Raw genomic sequence first — 15,116 nt, 5'->3', positions numbered from 1 at the left:
CCAGCTGCGATCTTTGTTTCTCTCCTCAGAAACGGAACGCCGCATTTCTTGTTCTTATAGATTGCGCGCGATCACCATTTTCTGCACGTCGCTCGTTCCCTCGTAAATCTGGCAGATGCGGACATCCCGATAGATACGCTCGACAGGATAGTCGGCCATATAGCCATAGCCACCATGAATCTGGATTGCATCCGAGCAGACCCGCTCTGCCATCTCCGACGCAAAGAGTTTGGCCATCGATGCTTCCGAAAGGCACGGCAGACCATTGTCGCGCAGCGTCGCGGCATGAAATACCAGCTGACGGGCCGCCTCGATCTGGGTCGCCATATCGGCGAGGCGAAAGGCGACGGCCTGATGCTCGATGATTGCCTTGCCGAAAGCCGTACGCTCGCGTGCATAGTCGCGCGCGGCCTCGAAAGCAGCTCGCGCCATGCCGACCGCCTGAGCGCCGATCCCGATGCGACCGCCTTCGAGGTTTGCGAGTGCAATGCGATATCCCTCGCCCTCCGAACCCAGCCTCAATTGGGCCGGGATGCGCATGCCGTTGAAGGCGATCTGGCAGGTGTCGGTCGAATGCAGCCCAAGCTTTTCCTCCACCCGGATGACTTCGTAGCCCGGCGTGTCGGTCGGGACGATGAAGGCGGTAATTCCCTTCTTGCCGGCATCCGGATCGGTCACGGCAAAGGCGATGATCATCTGACCATTCTTGCCCGAGGTGATGAACTGCTTGGCACCGTCGAGCACGTAGTGATCGCCATCGCGGCGAGCACGGCTGCGCAGATTGGACGCATCCGAACCTGCTTGCGGTTCGGTCAGTGCAAAGCCGCCGATCCATTCGCCGCTGGCAAGCTTGGGCAGGAAACGCTGCTTCTGCTCATCGGTGCCGAATTTCAAGATCGGCACGCAGGCCACGGAACTGTGGACGCTCATGATGGTGGAGCATGGTCCGTCTCCGGCGGCAATTTCTTCGAGTGCGGCCGCATATGCGACAGTGCCGGTGTCGGAACCGCCATATTCTTCGGGAACCAGCATGCCGAGCATGCCGAGTTCACCCATCTCTTCGAGTTCTTCGCGTGGAAACCTGTGCTCCCGGTCACGCGCAGCCGCACCCGGGGCAAGACGCTCGCGGGCAAAATCGCGCGCGAGATCGCGGATTTGTTGGCTCAGATCGGAAAGGATCATGCTCGTCTCCTCCCAGGCCCTTCTAGTGACGCTCGATTGCAACGGCGGTTGCTTCGCCACCGCCGATGCATAGGGCAGCCATGCCCCGCTTCAGGTCATAGCGCTCGAGAGCAGCAAGCAGCGTGACGAGAATACGTGCGCCGGACGCACCGATCGGGTGTCCAAGGGCGCAGGCCCCGCCATGCACATTGACCTTTTCGGCCGGCAGCCTCAGGTCGCGCATTGCAGCCATGGCGACGACGGCAAATGCTTCATTGATCTCAAAGAGATCAACGGTATCGAGCGGCCAGCCGGTCCGATCGGAGAGCTTCTGCAAGGCACCGATCGGAGCGGTGGCAAAGAGATTGGGCGCCTGCGAATGCGTGGCATGGCCGCTGATTGTCGCAAGCGGGTTCAATCCCCGGCGTACGGCTTCGGAACGACGCATCAGCACGAGAGCGGCCGCACCATCGGAAATCGAACTGGAGTTGGCTGCCGTCACGGTACCGCCGTCGCGGAAGGCCGGTTTGAGGAGCGGAATCTTGTCGATCCTTGCCTTGCCGGGCTGTTCGTCTCGGCTGACCATCTGTTCGCCCTTTCCCGCCGTGACAGAGACCGGCGTGATCTCGGCGTCGAAGTAGCCGGCCTCGATGGCCTTTTGTGCGCGCGTCAGCGATGTGACCGCATAATGGTCCTGCGCCTCGCGCGTGAACTGATACGCCTCTGCACAGTCCTCGGCGAAGGTGCCCATCAATCGTCCCTTGTCATAAGCGTCCTCCAGCCCGTCGAGGAACATATGATCGATGATGCGCCCGTGGCCAAGCCGGTAGCCACCACGGGCACGATCAAGGAGATAGGGCGCATTGGTCATGCTTTCCATGCCGCCGGCGACGCCGACAATGGCGCTTCCCGCCGCCAGAAGATCATGCGTCAGCATGACGGCTTTCATCCCGGAGCCACACATCTTGTTGACCGTGCTGGCGCCAGTGGAAAAGGGCAGGCCTGCGCCGATCGCCGCCTGGCGGGCAGGTGCCTGGCCCTGGCCCGCCGGCAGCACACAGCCGAATACGACCTCGTCGACGGCATCCTGCTCGACCAGGCTGCGCTGAAGCGCCGCGCGGATAACAGCGGCCCCGAGCTCGGGTGCGGCTGCCTCTTTGAGTTCACCTTGGAAACCGCCGATCGGCGTGCGCGCCGCACCGACGATGACGATAGGGTCCTGCAAAGCCATTTTTTCAATCCTTCCAGACAGACGGTCAGCGCGCGCTCATGCGCAAGGCGCCGTCGAGGCGAATGACCTCGCCGTTCAGCATGCTGTTTTCACATATATGGCGCACCAGCGCGGCAAATTCGGCCGGCCTGCCGAGACGCGGCGGAAAGGGCACACTCTTGCCGAGCGCTTCCTGCACTTCATGCGGCATGCCTGCCATCATCGGCGTTTCGAAAATGCCCGGGGCAATCGAAACGACGCGAATGCCGTGGCGGGCAAGCTCGCGGGCAATCGGAAGCGTCATCGAGGCGATGCCGCCCTTGGAGGCAGCGTATGCGGCCTGGCCGATCTGCCCGTCGAAGGCTGCGATCGAAGCAGTGTTGACGATGATGCCGCGCTCGCCCTCCACGTCCGGCTGCTGATGCTGGATGGCGGATGCCGCAAGACGGATCATGTTGAAGGTGCCGACGAGATTGATGCGGATTGTCCGCACGAAATTGTCGAGACTGTGGGGGCCGTCGCGGCCGATGATCTTTTCGCCCGGCGCCACGCCAGCGCAGTTTACGAGCCCGCTCAAGCCGCCGAAAGACTCCAGCGCGGTTGCCACCACAGCGGCTCCATCCTCCGCACTCGTCACATCGGCCTTGATGTATCGGGCATCTGCGCCAAGCTCTGCGGCAATCGCCTCTCCGACAGTGTCATTGAGGTCGGCGAGGACCACGCGCGCGCCGTTTTCAACCAGCATACGAGCCGTTGCCGCACCGAGGCCTGACCCGCCGCCGGTCACGATAAAGGTTGCTCCACGGATCAGCATCGGCCTTCTCCCATCACCTTGCGATCGTCTCCTGTGGGATAGTGCCATCCTCCCGGTACGACCCCAAGGCAGTGGATTCTATTCCGTCGTCATATTGCAAGCGATGACTAAAGTGCTGCATTGTTTCGGACAGTTTTGCCATTGTGGGAGGAAACTGGTGGCTGACATCGATAGGCGCATGATCGCGCCGGGATTCGTCGAGGAGGCGCTCGATAGCCTACGGCGGATGGGACGGCCGACAGGACCGGTGCTTTCTTCGCTGGGGCTGCCGGCGGTGGTCGATCAGCCGGTATCGGCCGAAACCTACGGCGCTCTCTGGCTTGCCATCGCCCGAGAACTCGATGACGAGTTTTTCGGGATGGGCGGGCGGCCGATGCGCAGCGGCAGCTTCACCTTGCTTTGCCATTGCGTCTTGCATGCACGAACGCTTGGCGATGCGCTGCGCCGGGCTCTGCGTTTCCTCGACGTCATGCTGGATGACCCGCGCGGTCAGCTTGTCGTCAGGGATGGACTTGCCCAGATCGAGCTTGCCGATGCCGGTGGACCGCGTTCGGCCTTCGCCTATCGCACCTATTGGATCCTCATCCATGGAATAATCTGCTGGCTGGTTGGCCGGCGCATTCCGATCCGGCTCGTCGACTTCCGCTGCGCCGAACCAAAGCAGGAGGCCGACTATCGGCTCTTCTTCGGCGCGCCGGTCAGGTTTGGGCAACCGATAAGCCGCCTTGGCTTCGACAGTGCGATGCTGGAGCTGCCGATCATGCGCACGGAACAGGCTCTGAAGCAGTTTTTGCGAGGGGCGCCAGCCAATATTCTGGTCCGCTATCGCTATGATGCTGGGCTCGCGTCCAGCGTCAGGCGGCGGCTCGACAAGGTGTCTCCATCCGCATGGAAGAATTTCGCGGATCTTGCCGCGGACATGCGCATGCCGCCTTCCACCTTGCGTCACCGACTTCGTGACGAGGGACAGAGCTATGCAGGCATCAAGGACGATATACGACGCGATCTTGCCATCGACATGCTGCTCAACACGTCGAAGACCATCGGCGATATCGCCGCTCAGCTTGGCTATTCCGAGCCCAGTGCCTTCTTCCGCGCCTTTCGCAAATGGATGTCGAAAAGCCCGGACGCTTTCCGCAGGCAGAGCAGCGCAGCCGCCCCATCATAACGCTGAGAATATACGCAACTTCTCTCGGATTTACGCCCATGGAAATTCCGCCGTCGACCGCAAGATCCCTCTGGCTTCCGGCCGGGAATATTCAATATTCGCCTTGCCGAGTGGTCGGTCAACCGCGAAGAGACCATTCGTCGGTCGAAAGCCGCCGGCGAGCCGCCGTTCATGCTCGCAATCTCCGTGCTTGAAGCAATCTCCATGGCGGCGCCGAGCGTTGCGGTCTATCATGTTCCTCCCTGCATCGATGCGCGAGCCACGCCGGAGCGTGTGCTGATCGCCATCGAATGCATGCGTGCAATTGAAAGGAAAGGTTGACCGGTATGCCCGCCGCTCGCGACGATTTGCGGGATTTTCTGCACCACGAGCCAGATTGCATCCTCGTCGAAGTGACGGGGGCAGTCGGCTCGACGCCGCGCGACACCGATGCCTGGATGCTGGTCGCCAAGACCCGCTGCTTTTCAACCATCGGCGGCGGGCAGCTGGAATATATGGCGATCGACCAGGCACGACGCACGCTTCGCCAATCGCAGCCGACCACAACGATGAGCATTCCCCTCGGTCCGGAAATTGGCCAATGCTGCGGTGGTCGGGTCGGGCTATCGTTCACCGCAGTGACGCGCGACGTTGCCGACCAGCTGATTGCACGAGCCGACGCCGAGATTGCCCGAAGGCCTCATGTTTATGTTTTTGGCGCCGGTCATGTTGGCGACGCTTTGGCAACGGCATTGTCGCTGGCGCCCTTGCGTACGGTGCTGGTCGATACCCGTGAAGACGAGCTTGCCGCGTCGCGTGCATCGGGCATTGAAACGTGCCTGACGGCAATGCCCGAGGCGATCGTGCGCGATGCGCCGGCGGGAAGCGCATTTGTCATTCTTACCCACGACCATGCGCTCGACTTTCTGATTGCCGCCGAAGCACTGCGTCGGGGCGATGCCGCCTATGTGGGGATGATCGGCTCGAAGACAAAACGTGCGACCTTCAAGAATTGGCTGTCGCGTGAAGTCGGCAGGAAAGAGCTCGTCGATCGCCTCGTCTGCCCGATCGGCGGCACGGCCATAAGGGACAAGCGTCCCGCCGTCATCGCAACGCTCGCAGCCGCTGAAATCATGGTGGCCGCCCTGTCGTGTCACGCGTTGTCCAATACCGAAAAACAGAAGCTTCAAGAGCACCGGCTTTAATCCCCAAGGTCAACGTTCGAAAGGTTCGCCGAGCGAGGCAACGCCATTCAGCTTTAACAGGCGACGATCTGCCGAAATGATGCCGAGCACGATGATCGTGACGAGATAGGGCAGACTTGCAAGCAGCTGGGACGGAACGTTCAATCCCGTCGCCTGGGCGGCAAGGCTGATCAATGATACGGCACCGAAGAGGCATGCCCCCAGGAAAATGCGGCCGGTCAGCCAGGTTCCGAAGACGACAAGCGCGATCGCGATCCAGCCGCGCCCGGCGATCATCCCATCTGCCCAGAGCGGTGTATAGACCACTGCCGCATAGGCGCCGGCAAACCCGGCCATCGCGCCGCCGAATGCGACGGCGGCAAAGCGAACGGCAATGACGGGATAGCCAATCGCGTGGGCGGCCTTGGGATTTTCGCCGACGGCGCGCACAACGAGGCCGATCTTCGAATAGGCAAACATTGCCCAGATGGCGAGCGTTGCCACGAGCGACAGCCACACGACGGCGTCCTGGCGGAAGAGCCCGCCAACGATCGGGATGTCGGACAACCAGGGAAGGGCAAGCTTTGGAATTCCCTTGACCGTCAAGCTCTCATAGGTTTTGCCGAAGAGTGCAGACAGACCCTGGCCGAGGATGCCGATGGCAAGTCCGGTTGCCACCTGGTTTGCACGAAACCCAAGCGCGATAACCCCAAAGACCAGGGAAAGGATGGCGCTGCCAAGCCCTGCGACGACAAACCCTAGGAGGTGTCCACCGCCATGATAGACGATGATGAAGGCGAGTGCCGCGCCAAAGGCCATGAGACCTTCGACGCCGAGGTTGAGAACGCCGGCACGCTCGACCACCAGCTCGCCGAGCGCGGCGAGAAGAAACGGCGTCGCAGCCGCGAGCATGCCAGCAAGGATGAACTCGATGGCGTTCATGGCTGGCTCCGGTAGGCGCTCCGGCGCCATTCGAGACGATACCGAACGAAGGCAGTGGCAACCAGATAGGCGAGCAGGAGGCTGCCCTGGAAAACACGGACCGCAGCGATTGGCAGGTTTGCCGACACCATGGCGTTGTCGCCGCCGATATAAAGTGCTGCCATGAACAATGCGGAGGCGACGATGCCGATTGGATGCAGGCCGCCGAGATAGGCGACGATGATGGCCGCATAGCCGTAGCCGGTAGAAATCGAGCGCTGCAGTTGTCCCAAGGGGCCGGCGACCTCTGCCGCCCCGGCAAGGCCTGCTGCGCAGCCACCGATCAGCAGCGATAGCCAGATCGCCCGGCCCTGCCTGAAGCCGGCATAACCGGCCGCGCGCGGCGCCAGGCCACCCACCTGAAGCTTGTAGCCGGTGAAACTCCTCTGCATGAAGACCCAGGCGGCCAATGAAAGGGCGATGGTAATCAGCAGCGAGACGTTGACGCGCGTACCGGAAATCAGGATCGGCACCATGGCATCATACTGGAACATCACGGATTGGGGGAAGTTGAAGCCGTTCGGATCCTTCCATGGCCCCAGCAGCAGGTAGTTCAAAAGCTGCGCGGCAACGAGGCTGAGCATAAGCGAAACGAGGATTTCGTTGGCATTGAGCCTGACGCGCCAGAATGCGGTGAGCGAAGCCCAAAAGGCGCCGCCGAGGACGCCAAGGAGCAGCATTACCGGCCAAATCCACTGCCCGGTTGCCTCAGGAAACCAGACGGGAATCGCGGATGCGAAAATGGCGCCCAAAATGAATTGGCCCTCGGCGCCGATGTTGAAGACCTTGGCGCGAAAGCCGATCGCTAGACCCTGTGCGATGAGCAGAAGCGGTCCCGCCTTTAACAGCACCTCCGAAAAAGAAGCCCAGGAGAGAAAGGGCTCGAGCAGCATTGCGTAGACAACATCCACCGGATCGCGGCCCATCAGCACGTAGAGACCGAGATTGAGGATGGTGGCCGCCGCAAGGGCAAGGAAGGGTGCTGCCAGCGTTGCGGCAATCGAAGCGCGCTCCCGGCGGACAAGCGTGGGCAGAAAGGCAACGGACAGGGCGCTCATGCAATGACCTTCATTGGCAAGGACTGTGCGCCAATCATATAACGGCCGACCTCCTCGGGTCGGGTATCCCTGGTGACGAGCGGCGGGCTAAGCGTGCCGTGGTGCATCACCTGGATGAAATCGCACAGTTCGAAAAGCTCCTCGAGTTCCTCGGAAATCACGAGAATGGCCATGCCGTCATTGCGTAACGCGACAAGTCTGCGGCGCACCGCAGACGCTGCGCCAATATCGACGCCCCAGGTGGGTTGCGCGACAAAAAGCAGCTTGGGTGCCAGCATGATCTCGCGGCCGACAATGAACTTCTGCAGATTGCCGCCGGAAAGGGCGCCGGCCTCGGCGTCCGGGCCGGGCGTGCGAACGTCATATTGGCGAATGCAGTCATTCGTGAAGGCCGTGGCCTTTTCCTTGTCGATCAGGCCATGGCGCAAGAGGCTCAAGGGGTGGGCCGTCAACAGGCTGTTGAGAACCAGCGACATTTCCGGAACCGCACCCCGTCCGAGCCGGTCCTCCGGAACGAATGCAAATCCAAGCTGGCGTCGGGCGGCGGCGTTCAGCCGTCCGACGTCCTGCCCCATCATGTAGATCCTGTCGCGCTGTTCTTTCGGCAGCACAACCTCGCCAGAGATCAATGAGGCGAGCTCGCTTTGACCGTTGCCCGAAATGCCGGCAATGCCGAGGATTTCGCCGGAACGAACGGTGAGCGTGATATCGCTCAACGGCACGGCAAAAGGATCTTCGGGCCGGTGATCAAGGCCGATGATCTCAAGCCGCTTCTCGCCGCCCGAGAGCGGCAGCGCCGGCATAGGCTCGGGCATGTCGCGACCGATCATCATGCGGGCGAGGTCGTGGGCATCATGCATGCGTGGGTCGATATGTCCCGTGACACGCCCGCCGCGTAGGATCGTCGCCCTGTCGCAGATCGCGCGAATTTCCTCCAGCTTGTGGGAGATGAAGAGGATGGAAACGCCGCCATCGCGCAGCCTGCGCAAGGTGTCGAAGAGCGTCTCTATGAGTTGCGGCGGCAGAACGGATGTGGGCTCGTCAAGGATCAGCAGCTTTGGATTGGTCATCAGGCAACGGATGATTTCTACACGCTGTCGCTCGCCCACGGAGAGCGCGTGCACATGGGCGAGCGGATCGACCTCCAGGCCGAAATCACGCCCGAGTGTGCCGATCCGCTGCAAGAGATCGGCTTTCCTGCCTGGAACCACCAGCTGAATATTTTCCACGACGGTCAGGGTCTCAAACAGCGAAAAATGCTGGAAGACCATGCCGATCCCCTTGCGCCTCGCCTCAGCGGGGGAGGCGAAGACCAGGGGCTCGCCTTGCCAGACAACGGTCCCGCTGTCTGGCGGCTCGACGCCATAGATCATCTTCATCAGCGTCGATTTGCCCGCCCCGTTTTCGCCGAGAATTGCATGGATCGACTGCGGCGCAACATCCAGATCGATGCCTTGATTGGCATGGATCGGGCCGTAGCTCTTCGAAATGCCGCGAAGCGACAGGAGCGGGACGGTCATGGCTTACTTCGGCAGGGGCGTGGTCACGCCCTTTACGTGCCAGTCCATGGCCACGATTTCGCCATCCGTCAGGGTTTTGCCGGAGGCAGCGCCCTCACTGCCATCGGCCTTGGTGATTGGTCCGGTAAACGGCGAAAGGCTTCCGTCGGCGATCTTTTTCTCTGCCGCCTTGATCTTGGTCATCGTGTCGGCGGGGATCGCGGGGTTCCAATCGACGACCTCGACAACCTTGTCGGCAACACCAAGGAAGGTATTTGCGCCCTTGAACGTGTTGGATAGATGGGCATCGACCGAGGCCTTGAAGAACGGTGACCAGTCGGTGGAGACGCAGCCGAGATAGGTCTTCGGGGCGTAGCTTTTCATCGACGAGTTGAGGTTGAAGGCATAGACGCCGGCTTCCTCACATGCCGAAATGACGGAGGGCGTGTCCTGCGCATTGGAGAAGATCACGTCGCATTTTTGGGCAATCAGGGCCTTCGCCGCTTCCTGCTCCTTGGCCGGATCGAACCACGAGTTCACCCACACGACCGAAACCTCGATATCGGGCCGGACGGCCTGAGCACCGAGCGTGAAAGCATTGATGGAGGTGATCAACTCGGGGATGGCGAAGGCAGAAACCGAACCGAGCTTGCCGGTCTTGGACAAGGCGGCGGCCGCCATGCCAAGCAGATAGGTGCCCTGGAAATACTTGGCAGCAAATGGCGAGAAATTCGGGGCCACCTGAAAGCCTGATGCATGCAATACGGTGACTTTAGGATTGCGGCGGGCGATCTGCAGGGCACCGTTCTGATACCCGAAGGAACCGGCGATCAGGAACGTGTTTCCGTCGGCGACCGTCTTGTTCATGATCCGGTCAGCGTCCGGGCCTTCGGGAATATTCTCGACGACCGTCACCTTCACCTTGTCGCCATAGGCGGCCTTGATGGGGTCGAGGCCGGCAGCGAGCGCGTGCCCCCAGCCAACGTCGCCGATCGGAGAGGGCACGACGAGTGCGATGCCGAGCGGTTTGTCAGCCGCCAGCGCCGCGCGGCCGCCAATGGCGCCGGCGAGGCCTGCAGCGGCGGCTGTCTGCATCAGGGTTCTGCGGGTAATCATTGTCATGTTTGGTTCCCCTTTTTGGTGTCCTAAAATTCCACAGTCGAAAGAGCGGCCTCGGCCTCGGCAAACAGCCGGGCTTCGTCGAGGCCCGCGAATTCGCCTTTCTGCCAGACGATACGGCCGTTGATCATGGTCAAGTCGGTCGGCATGCCGATGCCGACTTTGGCCATCAGGCTCAGTGGATCGTGGCGTGTGCCGACATAGTCCATGCGCCGTGTGTCGATTGCAAAAAGATCAGCGGCCATACCTGGTGCAAGTCGACCGATGTCGCTGCGCCCAAGCAGGGCAGCGCCGCCTGTTGTTGCATAGCCGAGGAAATCGACCGGAGCCGGAACCCGGTGGAGGCGCGTGGATGCCGCCAGGCACTGCAGCATGTAGGCTGAGTGCAGGCAATGCATCAGATTTGAATTGTCGTTGGAGGCTGCTCCGTCGCAGCCCAGCCCCACCCGAAGGCCGAACGCTGCCATGGCGGGGATATCCGTCACTTCTGCGCCAACCAGATAGACTGGCTCCGGGCAATGAGAAACACCGGTGCCGCTTGCAGCCATTTTGCGCAGTTCGTCATGTGTCAGTTCCCAGCAATGGGCATAGAAGGCATCTGGGCCGGCAAAGCCGAGTTCCGCGCAATAGTCGACCGTGCGCATTCCGTGCCGCGCCGCAATGACCGGGCTCTCGCCCTCGCCAACATGCGTGTGCATCTGGACGCCGCGATCGCGTGCCAGCGCGACCGACTCGACGAAGGTCTCACGGTAGCAATTAACCGGCTGGCAGGGGGCGACCACCACCTGGCGCATGCTGAAGGGGCTCGCATCGTGATAGCTGTCGATAAGGCGCTCACAATCACCGATGAATTCGTCCGTCGTTTCCAGCATCTGATCCGGAATGGTCGAGCCCTTTGACTTCGGCAAGGTATTGCCGCCACGACCGGCGTGAAAGCGCATCCCGAAAAGATCGGCTGCCTCGAACTGGCGGTCGATCAGCCGTTTGCCGGCATGTCGCGGGAAGCAATATTGGTGGTCAAAGGCCGTGGTGCAGCCATGCTTGATCAACTCGGCCATCGCCGTGACCGAGGCGTGGTAGAAGCAATCCTCGTTGAGCCGCGAGAAGACCGGATAGATGCGGTCAAGCCACTCGATAACTGAAAGCTTCGTCCAGTCGAGGTCCGCGCGATTGCGCACGAAGCACTGGAAGAAGTGATGGTGGGTGTTGACGAGCCCCGGGTAGACGAACCAGCCGGTGGCATCTTCCACGATTGTTCCGACCGGCAGCTCGCTTTGGCCAAGATCTTCGCCGATGGCCTGGATCGCCCGGCCGTTTGTCAGAATGTCGACATTGCGTTGGACTGTCGGGCCCTTGCCCTCGTCAACGATCACAGCCGCGCAGTTCTTCAGGAGATATCCGGCCATGTCACTCCTCGCCCGACCCGATCTGAGGTTCGGGCTTCAGCTCGTGCAACCGGTGGATGCCCGGCATCTCGATGAAGGAGTCAAGCGCGCGGATTGCGCGCGACCAGAGGCGGATCGCGGGATAGGGATCGAGTGAAACGCCACCGTCCGGCGCGAGCGCCACGTAGGGGAAGCAGGCGATATCGGCGACTGTCGCATGGTGTGATGCGAGAAACGGCATGCCGCGCAGCTTCTGTTCGACGAGCCCCGCTTCCAACTCGCGTAGCGCCGCGATGCCCTGTGCCTGGAGGACGGCAATATCCCCGGGCCGGAGCAACATCTCATGCAGACGCGCGCCGCCAAGACTTGCCGTCAGCCGGTGCGAAAAGGAAAGCCATTGCTGCACGCGGGCGGCTTCCTCGGCCGTGCCGCCGCCGAGCCACTCCGGAGCGCTCTTTGCCGCAAGATAGACAAGCATCGAAGATGATTCGGTCAGGATGAGCGCCCCGTCTTTAAGGATCGGTATGGAGCCTGCAGGGTTAATCGCCATGAGCTCGAGCCCGCGATGCTCGGCGCCGGGATGAAAATCCACCGGCCTGAGATCGAGCTTCACGCCCGTCAGTGCCGCCATCAGACGCACTTTGTAGCAGCTGGGTGAAAGGATGTAATCGTAGAGCTTCATTGCGCCACCAACTGTGCGCCATAGGTGTAGTTGTGGCGTTTCAGCCAGCGTCGGTAAGCGACCGACGTCAGGTCGGCTCGCGTCGGGATTTCCATGCCGGGGTCGAGTGGCAAAAGACGCGGGATCTGGTTTTCAAGGATCGACCTGTCCTGGAGGAAGATCGTCTGCTGGAAGTGGATGAGATCGGTCATCGGTGTGACATCGTCAAAGAGCGCCATCCATGGCCAGACGTCGCACAGATCCTCAGCAAGCGGCTGCACGAAAAGTGTAATGACGTCCCATTCACTGGGGCGCGGCGGGCAGGTTTTATAAAGCACCGAGCAGGTCGGAGCCGGTACCCGATACATGTATTCCGTCGTGATGCCGCCGCTTGCCGATTTTGCAGCCTGTGGCTGGTAGAATTTCACCTGTGTTGCCCAGACCTCGTCCTCGCGGATTTCGACCTTATAGTTCTGAACCTCGGTATGCGGTTCCGCACCTAAGATGTCGGTATGCACGAAGGGAAAATGCGCGATGTCGAGAAAGTTCTCCACGGCGCGAAGCGGCGAACACCGCACGCGAACGACGCCAACGTCGACAAATCGGCGACCAGGCTGATCAGCCTCGGGGATCGAAAACAAGTCCTTTTGCGGGGCGCCGAGAGAGGACCAGACGTGGCCATAGCGAACGCAAACGGGCAGCGCGCGCCGATCGCTTGAGGTGACTGTAGCGCTGCCGCCGTCGTCGAGCGAGACTTCGATCGGTTCGCCCATCAAAACGGTCTTGTACGCCTTGTCGTGGAGCTGGCTGAAAAGACCGACCGGATACCACTCGTCGAGCATCGCTCCCTGTGCCATCACGCGATCCCTTTTGTTTCGAAATCTTCCGCCATGCGCCGCACGGTCTCGGCGGAGTGGGACGCCAAGATGCGTTCGCAAGGCGTGGCATCGTCATTGACAAGAACATGAATGAGCGTCTCGGACTGCGCCTGTGCGAGAAGCAAGAGCCACGTCTCTTTCGAATGCCGCGCGATCCTTAGAAGGCCGTCGGCGCTCCTCTTTTCGCCGGCTGCGGCTTCAATGGCGGCAATGCCGGCATCAGCCGTCAGCGAGCGCAGGGGGAGAAGGCCTTGAAACCGCGGTGGCTCGTCGACCGGCTCTCCAACGGCTACCCAGATCACCCCGCCGGATTCCTCGACCTGTTGTGTTGCGACGCGGATCGTCTCCGGCGGTATGAGGCCCGGATGGGCCGGAATGCGCAGACAGTGTCCGGCCTGTGCGTAACTCCAGCCGTGATAGATGCAGGACAAAGCCTCGCCGCGAACAAAGCCGTGGGACAGGCGCATGCCACGATGCGGACATCGGTCCGCCGATGCAGATGCACGCCCTGCCTCGCTTCTCCACAGCGCGATCGATCCGACCGGTGTGCGTGCCGGCATTACCGTTCCCGACGGCAGATCCGCGGAAAGGGCGACTGGCGTCCAACAGTCCGTCGTATCGGGTGGCATGGCTAAACTTTCAAAATATTATCAATGGCTTGCCAGTTGCAAACGCGCCGCCAAAGGCGGGCGGCCTACTCCAGGCAGCCTTCAGGTTTGCATAAGTATTTCGCATTGGCAACGCTGATTAAATAAAGGGCAGTGGATAATTCTGCGGCTGCGCACGGTCAGTCTGCGTCGCTGTCGACCGGTGTGCGAAGGATCGTTTCGACCCAGACGTCGATAGGCCCGAGACAGCAGCCCATCTCCATCATGTCGATCAGTTCTGTCGGCCCGACGACCTCCAGTTCGATCCGATCGGCACTCATATGAGATATGGCCTGCGACAGCCCAAGCTTTGCCGCGTGGCGTTCAATCCATGGAATGAAGGAGGCGGCATCAAGATCACCAAGGATCGTCATCCGTTCCTGCAATGGGCTTTGATGTTGCTCGGTCATGAAAGTCTCGCGGGCTGCCGTCTGGTGATAGCATAGCGCCGAAATGAGCTTGCGAAAGCCCCATGATGCTGATGTCACCGGTTCCGGGTCATCTGGAGGCGAAGTGCATACTGCTAAATTTCGTCACGATCAGCTGCTTTAGGAAGGGTTCTCGCATTGACGGCGGCGGTCTCTGTGAGCAGCGGTCTTGGCATGTGTGGGCTGCATGGAAGCCACGCCTTGTCTTGATAGATGTCAATATCCATTTTGAGGGAGAGGCGATCCTCGCCGTTGATACCCGCCAATGAGAGAGATTGCGTAGCGGCTGGACGGTCGCATCGCAGTCGTGCGCGTTTGGGAGATCTCGATGCAGGAACCTGGCAAGACGCTTGACGAAATGACACTGCGCGAACGCTCCGACATCATGTCGTTGGTCGCCGAAGCGCTGGAAGAAACCGCTGGGCAGGCGCGAGAAATCGGCGACATCACATATGCCGCCAACTCGACCTGTCTTGCAAAAACGATCCGCGGCCTGGTCAGCGACCTTTCACCGCTAGAGCTGAAGGCGGCCACCATTTTACTCGAGCACGGCATCTCGCTCGTCGCTTCGTTCGAGGACCGAGCGCGGTCTGAAAGCACTTTGCATTAGTGGGCTAAGGTGCACCGGGCCGTTCGGCGTCTGAGATCGTCGTCAGAACCAACGGCTATCCGATCCCGAAGGGAGCGCTCGAGATGGGGGTGTGAATTTCGCGCTTTCGATGCAATTTTGTCCTGCCTCGTGCCGCAAGCAGCCTGTCCATTTCATGCTGGCAGCTCCCGAAACTGGTCAGCAGCCTTCGTGCTTCTGTCTTGTCGAGGCAGTATTGTTTTTGCAATGTGGCCGGTGAGTACGATGTTTCAAGCAATTCTTCGCTCATGACGTCTCCTTTCAAAAAGGAAACGATCGGCTGCAAAGGGCCGTTCCGTCACTGAATGAAACCGCG

General features: G+C 60.9%; 16 protein-coding genes and 1 pseudogene. 4 read left to right on the top strand and 13 right to left on the bottom strand.

What is annotated here, in order from left to right:
• Positions 1-54 precede the first annotated feature (54 nt).
• Genes BSG20_RS08560 through BSG20_RS08550 form a run of 3 tightly spaced genes read right to left on the bottom strand, consistent with a single transcriptional unit; the run spans position 55 to position 3,185 of the window.
• Positions 55-1,182 carry an acyl-CoA dehydrogenase family protein gene (locus BSG20_RS08560; RefSeq protein WP_072373523.1) on the bottom strand — a complete coding sequence of 376 codons (1,128 nt, stop codon included), beginning with the start codon at positions 1,180-1,182 and terminating at the stop codon, positions 55-57.
• Positions 1,183-1,204: 22 nt separating this feature from the next.
• Entirely contained in the window at positions 1,205-2,392 is a 1,188-nt protein-coding gene (locus BSG20_RS08555) for an acetyl-CoA C-acyltransferase (protein WP_072373521.1), read from the bottom strand.
• 25 nt (positions 2,393-2,417) lie between these two features.
• Entirely contained in the window at positions 2,418-3,185 is a 768-nt protein-coding gene (locus BSG20_RS08550) for a 3-hydroxyacyl-CoA dehydrogenase (protein WP_072373518.1), read from the bottom strand.
• Between the two features lie 103 nt (positions 3,186-3,288).
• Here BSG20_RS08550 and BSG20_RS08545 point away from each other — a divergent pair, with 103 nt between their 5' ends.
• From BSG20_RS08545 to xdhC, 3 genes and pseudogenes are all read left to right on the top strand, one after another.
• A complete protein-coding gene (locus tag BSG20_RS08545; RefSeq protein WP_072373515.1) occupies positions 3,289-4,353 on the top strand; it encodes an AraC family transcriptional regulator in 1,065 nt (354 codons plus the stop codon).
• Positions 4,354-4,431: 78 nt separating this feature from the next.
• Positions 4,432-4,674: pseudogene (locus tag BSG20_RS37300) on the top strand (xanthine dehydrogenase molybdopterin binding subunit); the annotation flags it as partial.
• Between the two features lie 5 nt (positions 4,675-4,679).
• Positions 4,680-5,537: a xanthine dehydrogenase accessory protein XdhC gene (gene xdhC / locus BSG20_RS08535; protein WP_072373511.1), complete on the top strand. Its 858-nt coding sequence runs from the start codon at positions 4,680-4,682 to the stop codon at positions 5,535-5,537.
• 9 nt (positions 5,538-5,546) lie between these two features.
• Here xdhC and BSG20_RS08530 read toward each other — a convergent pair whose 3' ends face one another.
• From BSG20_RS08530 to BSG20_RS08490, 9 genes are all read right to left on the bottom strand, one after another.
• On the bottom strand, positions 5,547-6,458 hold the full coding sequence (locus BSG20_RS08530; protein ID WP_072373509.1) for an ABC transporter permease: 912 nt from the start codon (positions 6,456-6,458) through the stop codon (positions 5,547-5,549).
• Entirely contained in the window at positions 6,455-7,555 is a 1,101-nt protein-coding gene (locus BSG20_RS08525; RefSeq protein WP_072373506.1) for an ABC transporter permease, read from the bottom strand. The genes BSG20_RS08530 and BSG20_RS08525 overlap by 4 nt, the downstream gene beginning before the upstream one ends.
• Positions 7,552-9,075 (bottom strand): ABC transporter ATP-binding protein, encoded by a 1,524-nt coding sequence (locus tag BSG20_RS08520; RefSeq protein ID WP_072373503.1) that lies wholly within the window; start codon positions 9,073-9,075, stop codon positions 7,552-7,554. The genes BSG20_RS08525 and BSG20_RS08520 overlap by 4 nt, the downstream gene beginning before the upstream one ends.
• Positions 9,076-9,078: 3 nt before the next feature.
• Entirely contained in the window at positions 9,079-10,176 is a 1,098-nt protein-coding gene (locus tag BSG20_RS08515; RefSeq protein ID WP_072373500.1) for a BMP family ABC transporter substrate-binding protein, read from the bottom strand.
• A gap of 23 nt (positions 10,177-10,199) precedes the next feature.
• The gene (locus BSG20_RS08510; protein WP_072373498.1) at positions 10,200-11,579 is read right to left on the bottom strand and encodes an amidohydrolase; all 1,380 of its coding nucleotides are present in this window, start codon (positions 11,577-11,579) and stop codon (positions 10,200-10,202) included.
• 1 nt (position 11,580) lies between these two features.
• On the bottom strand, positions 11,581-12,240 hold the full coding sequence (locus BSG20_RS08505; protein WP_072373495.1) for a glutathione S-transferase family protein: 660 nt from the start codon (positions 12,238-12,240) through the stop codon (positions 11,581-11,583).
• Entirely contained in the window at positions 12,237-13,076 is an 840-nt protein-coding gene (locus BSG20_RS08500; RefSeq protein ID WP_072373492.1) for an aromatic ring-hydroxylating oxygenase subunit alpha, read from the bottom strand. The genes BSG20_RS08505 and BSG20_RS08500 overlap by 4 nt, the downstream gene beginning before the upstream one ends.
• On the bottom strand, positions 13,076-13,726 hold the full coding sequence (locus tag BSG20_RS08495) for a Rieske 2Fe-2S domain-containing protein (protein ID WP_072373489.1): 651 nt from the start codon (positions 13,724-13,726) through the stop codon (positions 13,076-13,078). The genes BSG20_RS08500 and BSG20_RS08495 overlap by 1 nt, the downstream gene beginning before the upstream one ends.
• Positions 13,727-13,884: 158 nt before the next feature.
• Positions 13,885-14,154, bottom strand: coding sequence for an acylphosphatase (locus BSG20_RS08490; protein ID WP_072373486.1), 270 nt, complete (start codon positions 14,152-14,154; stop codon positions 13,885-13,887).
• Positions 14,155-14,500: 346 nt separating this feature from the next.
• On the opposite strand from BSG20_RS08490, the gene BSG20_RS08480 reads away from it, so the two are divergent.
• Entirely contained in the window at positions 14,501-14,782 is a 282-nt protein-coding gene (locus tag BSG20_RS08480; RefSeq protein WP_072373480.1) for a hypothetical protein, read from the top strand.
• 55 nt (positions 14,783-14,837) lie between these two features.
• On the opposite strand, the gene BSG20_RS08475 is transcribed toward BSG20_RS08480, so the two are convergent.
• Positions 14,838-15,050 carry a hypothetical protein gene (locus BSG20_RS08475; RefSeq protein WP_072373478.1) on the bottom strand — a complete coding sequence of 71 codons (213 nt, stop codon included), beginning with the start codon at positions 15,048-15,050 and terminating at the stop codon, positions 14,838-14,840.
• Between the last annotated feature and the right edge of the window lie 66 nt (positions 15,051-15,116).

Source organism: Rhizobium tibeticum (genome assembly GCF_900110205.1).
GTDB classification, from domain to species: Bacteria; Pseudomonadota; Alphaproteobacteria; order Rhizobiales; family Rhizobiaceae; genus Rhizobium; species Rhizobium tibeticum.
This window is presented reverse-complemented; position numbering and strand designations above follow the sequence as displayed.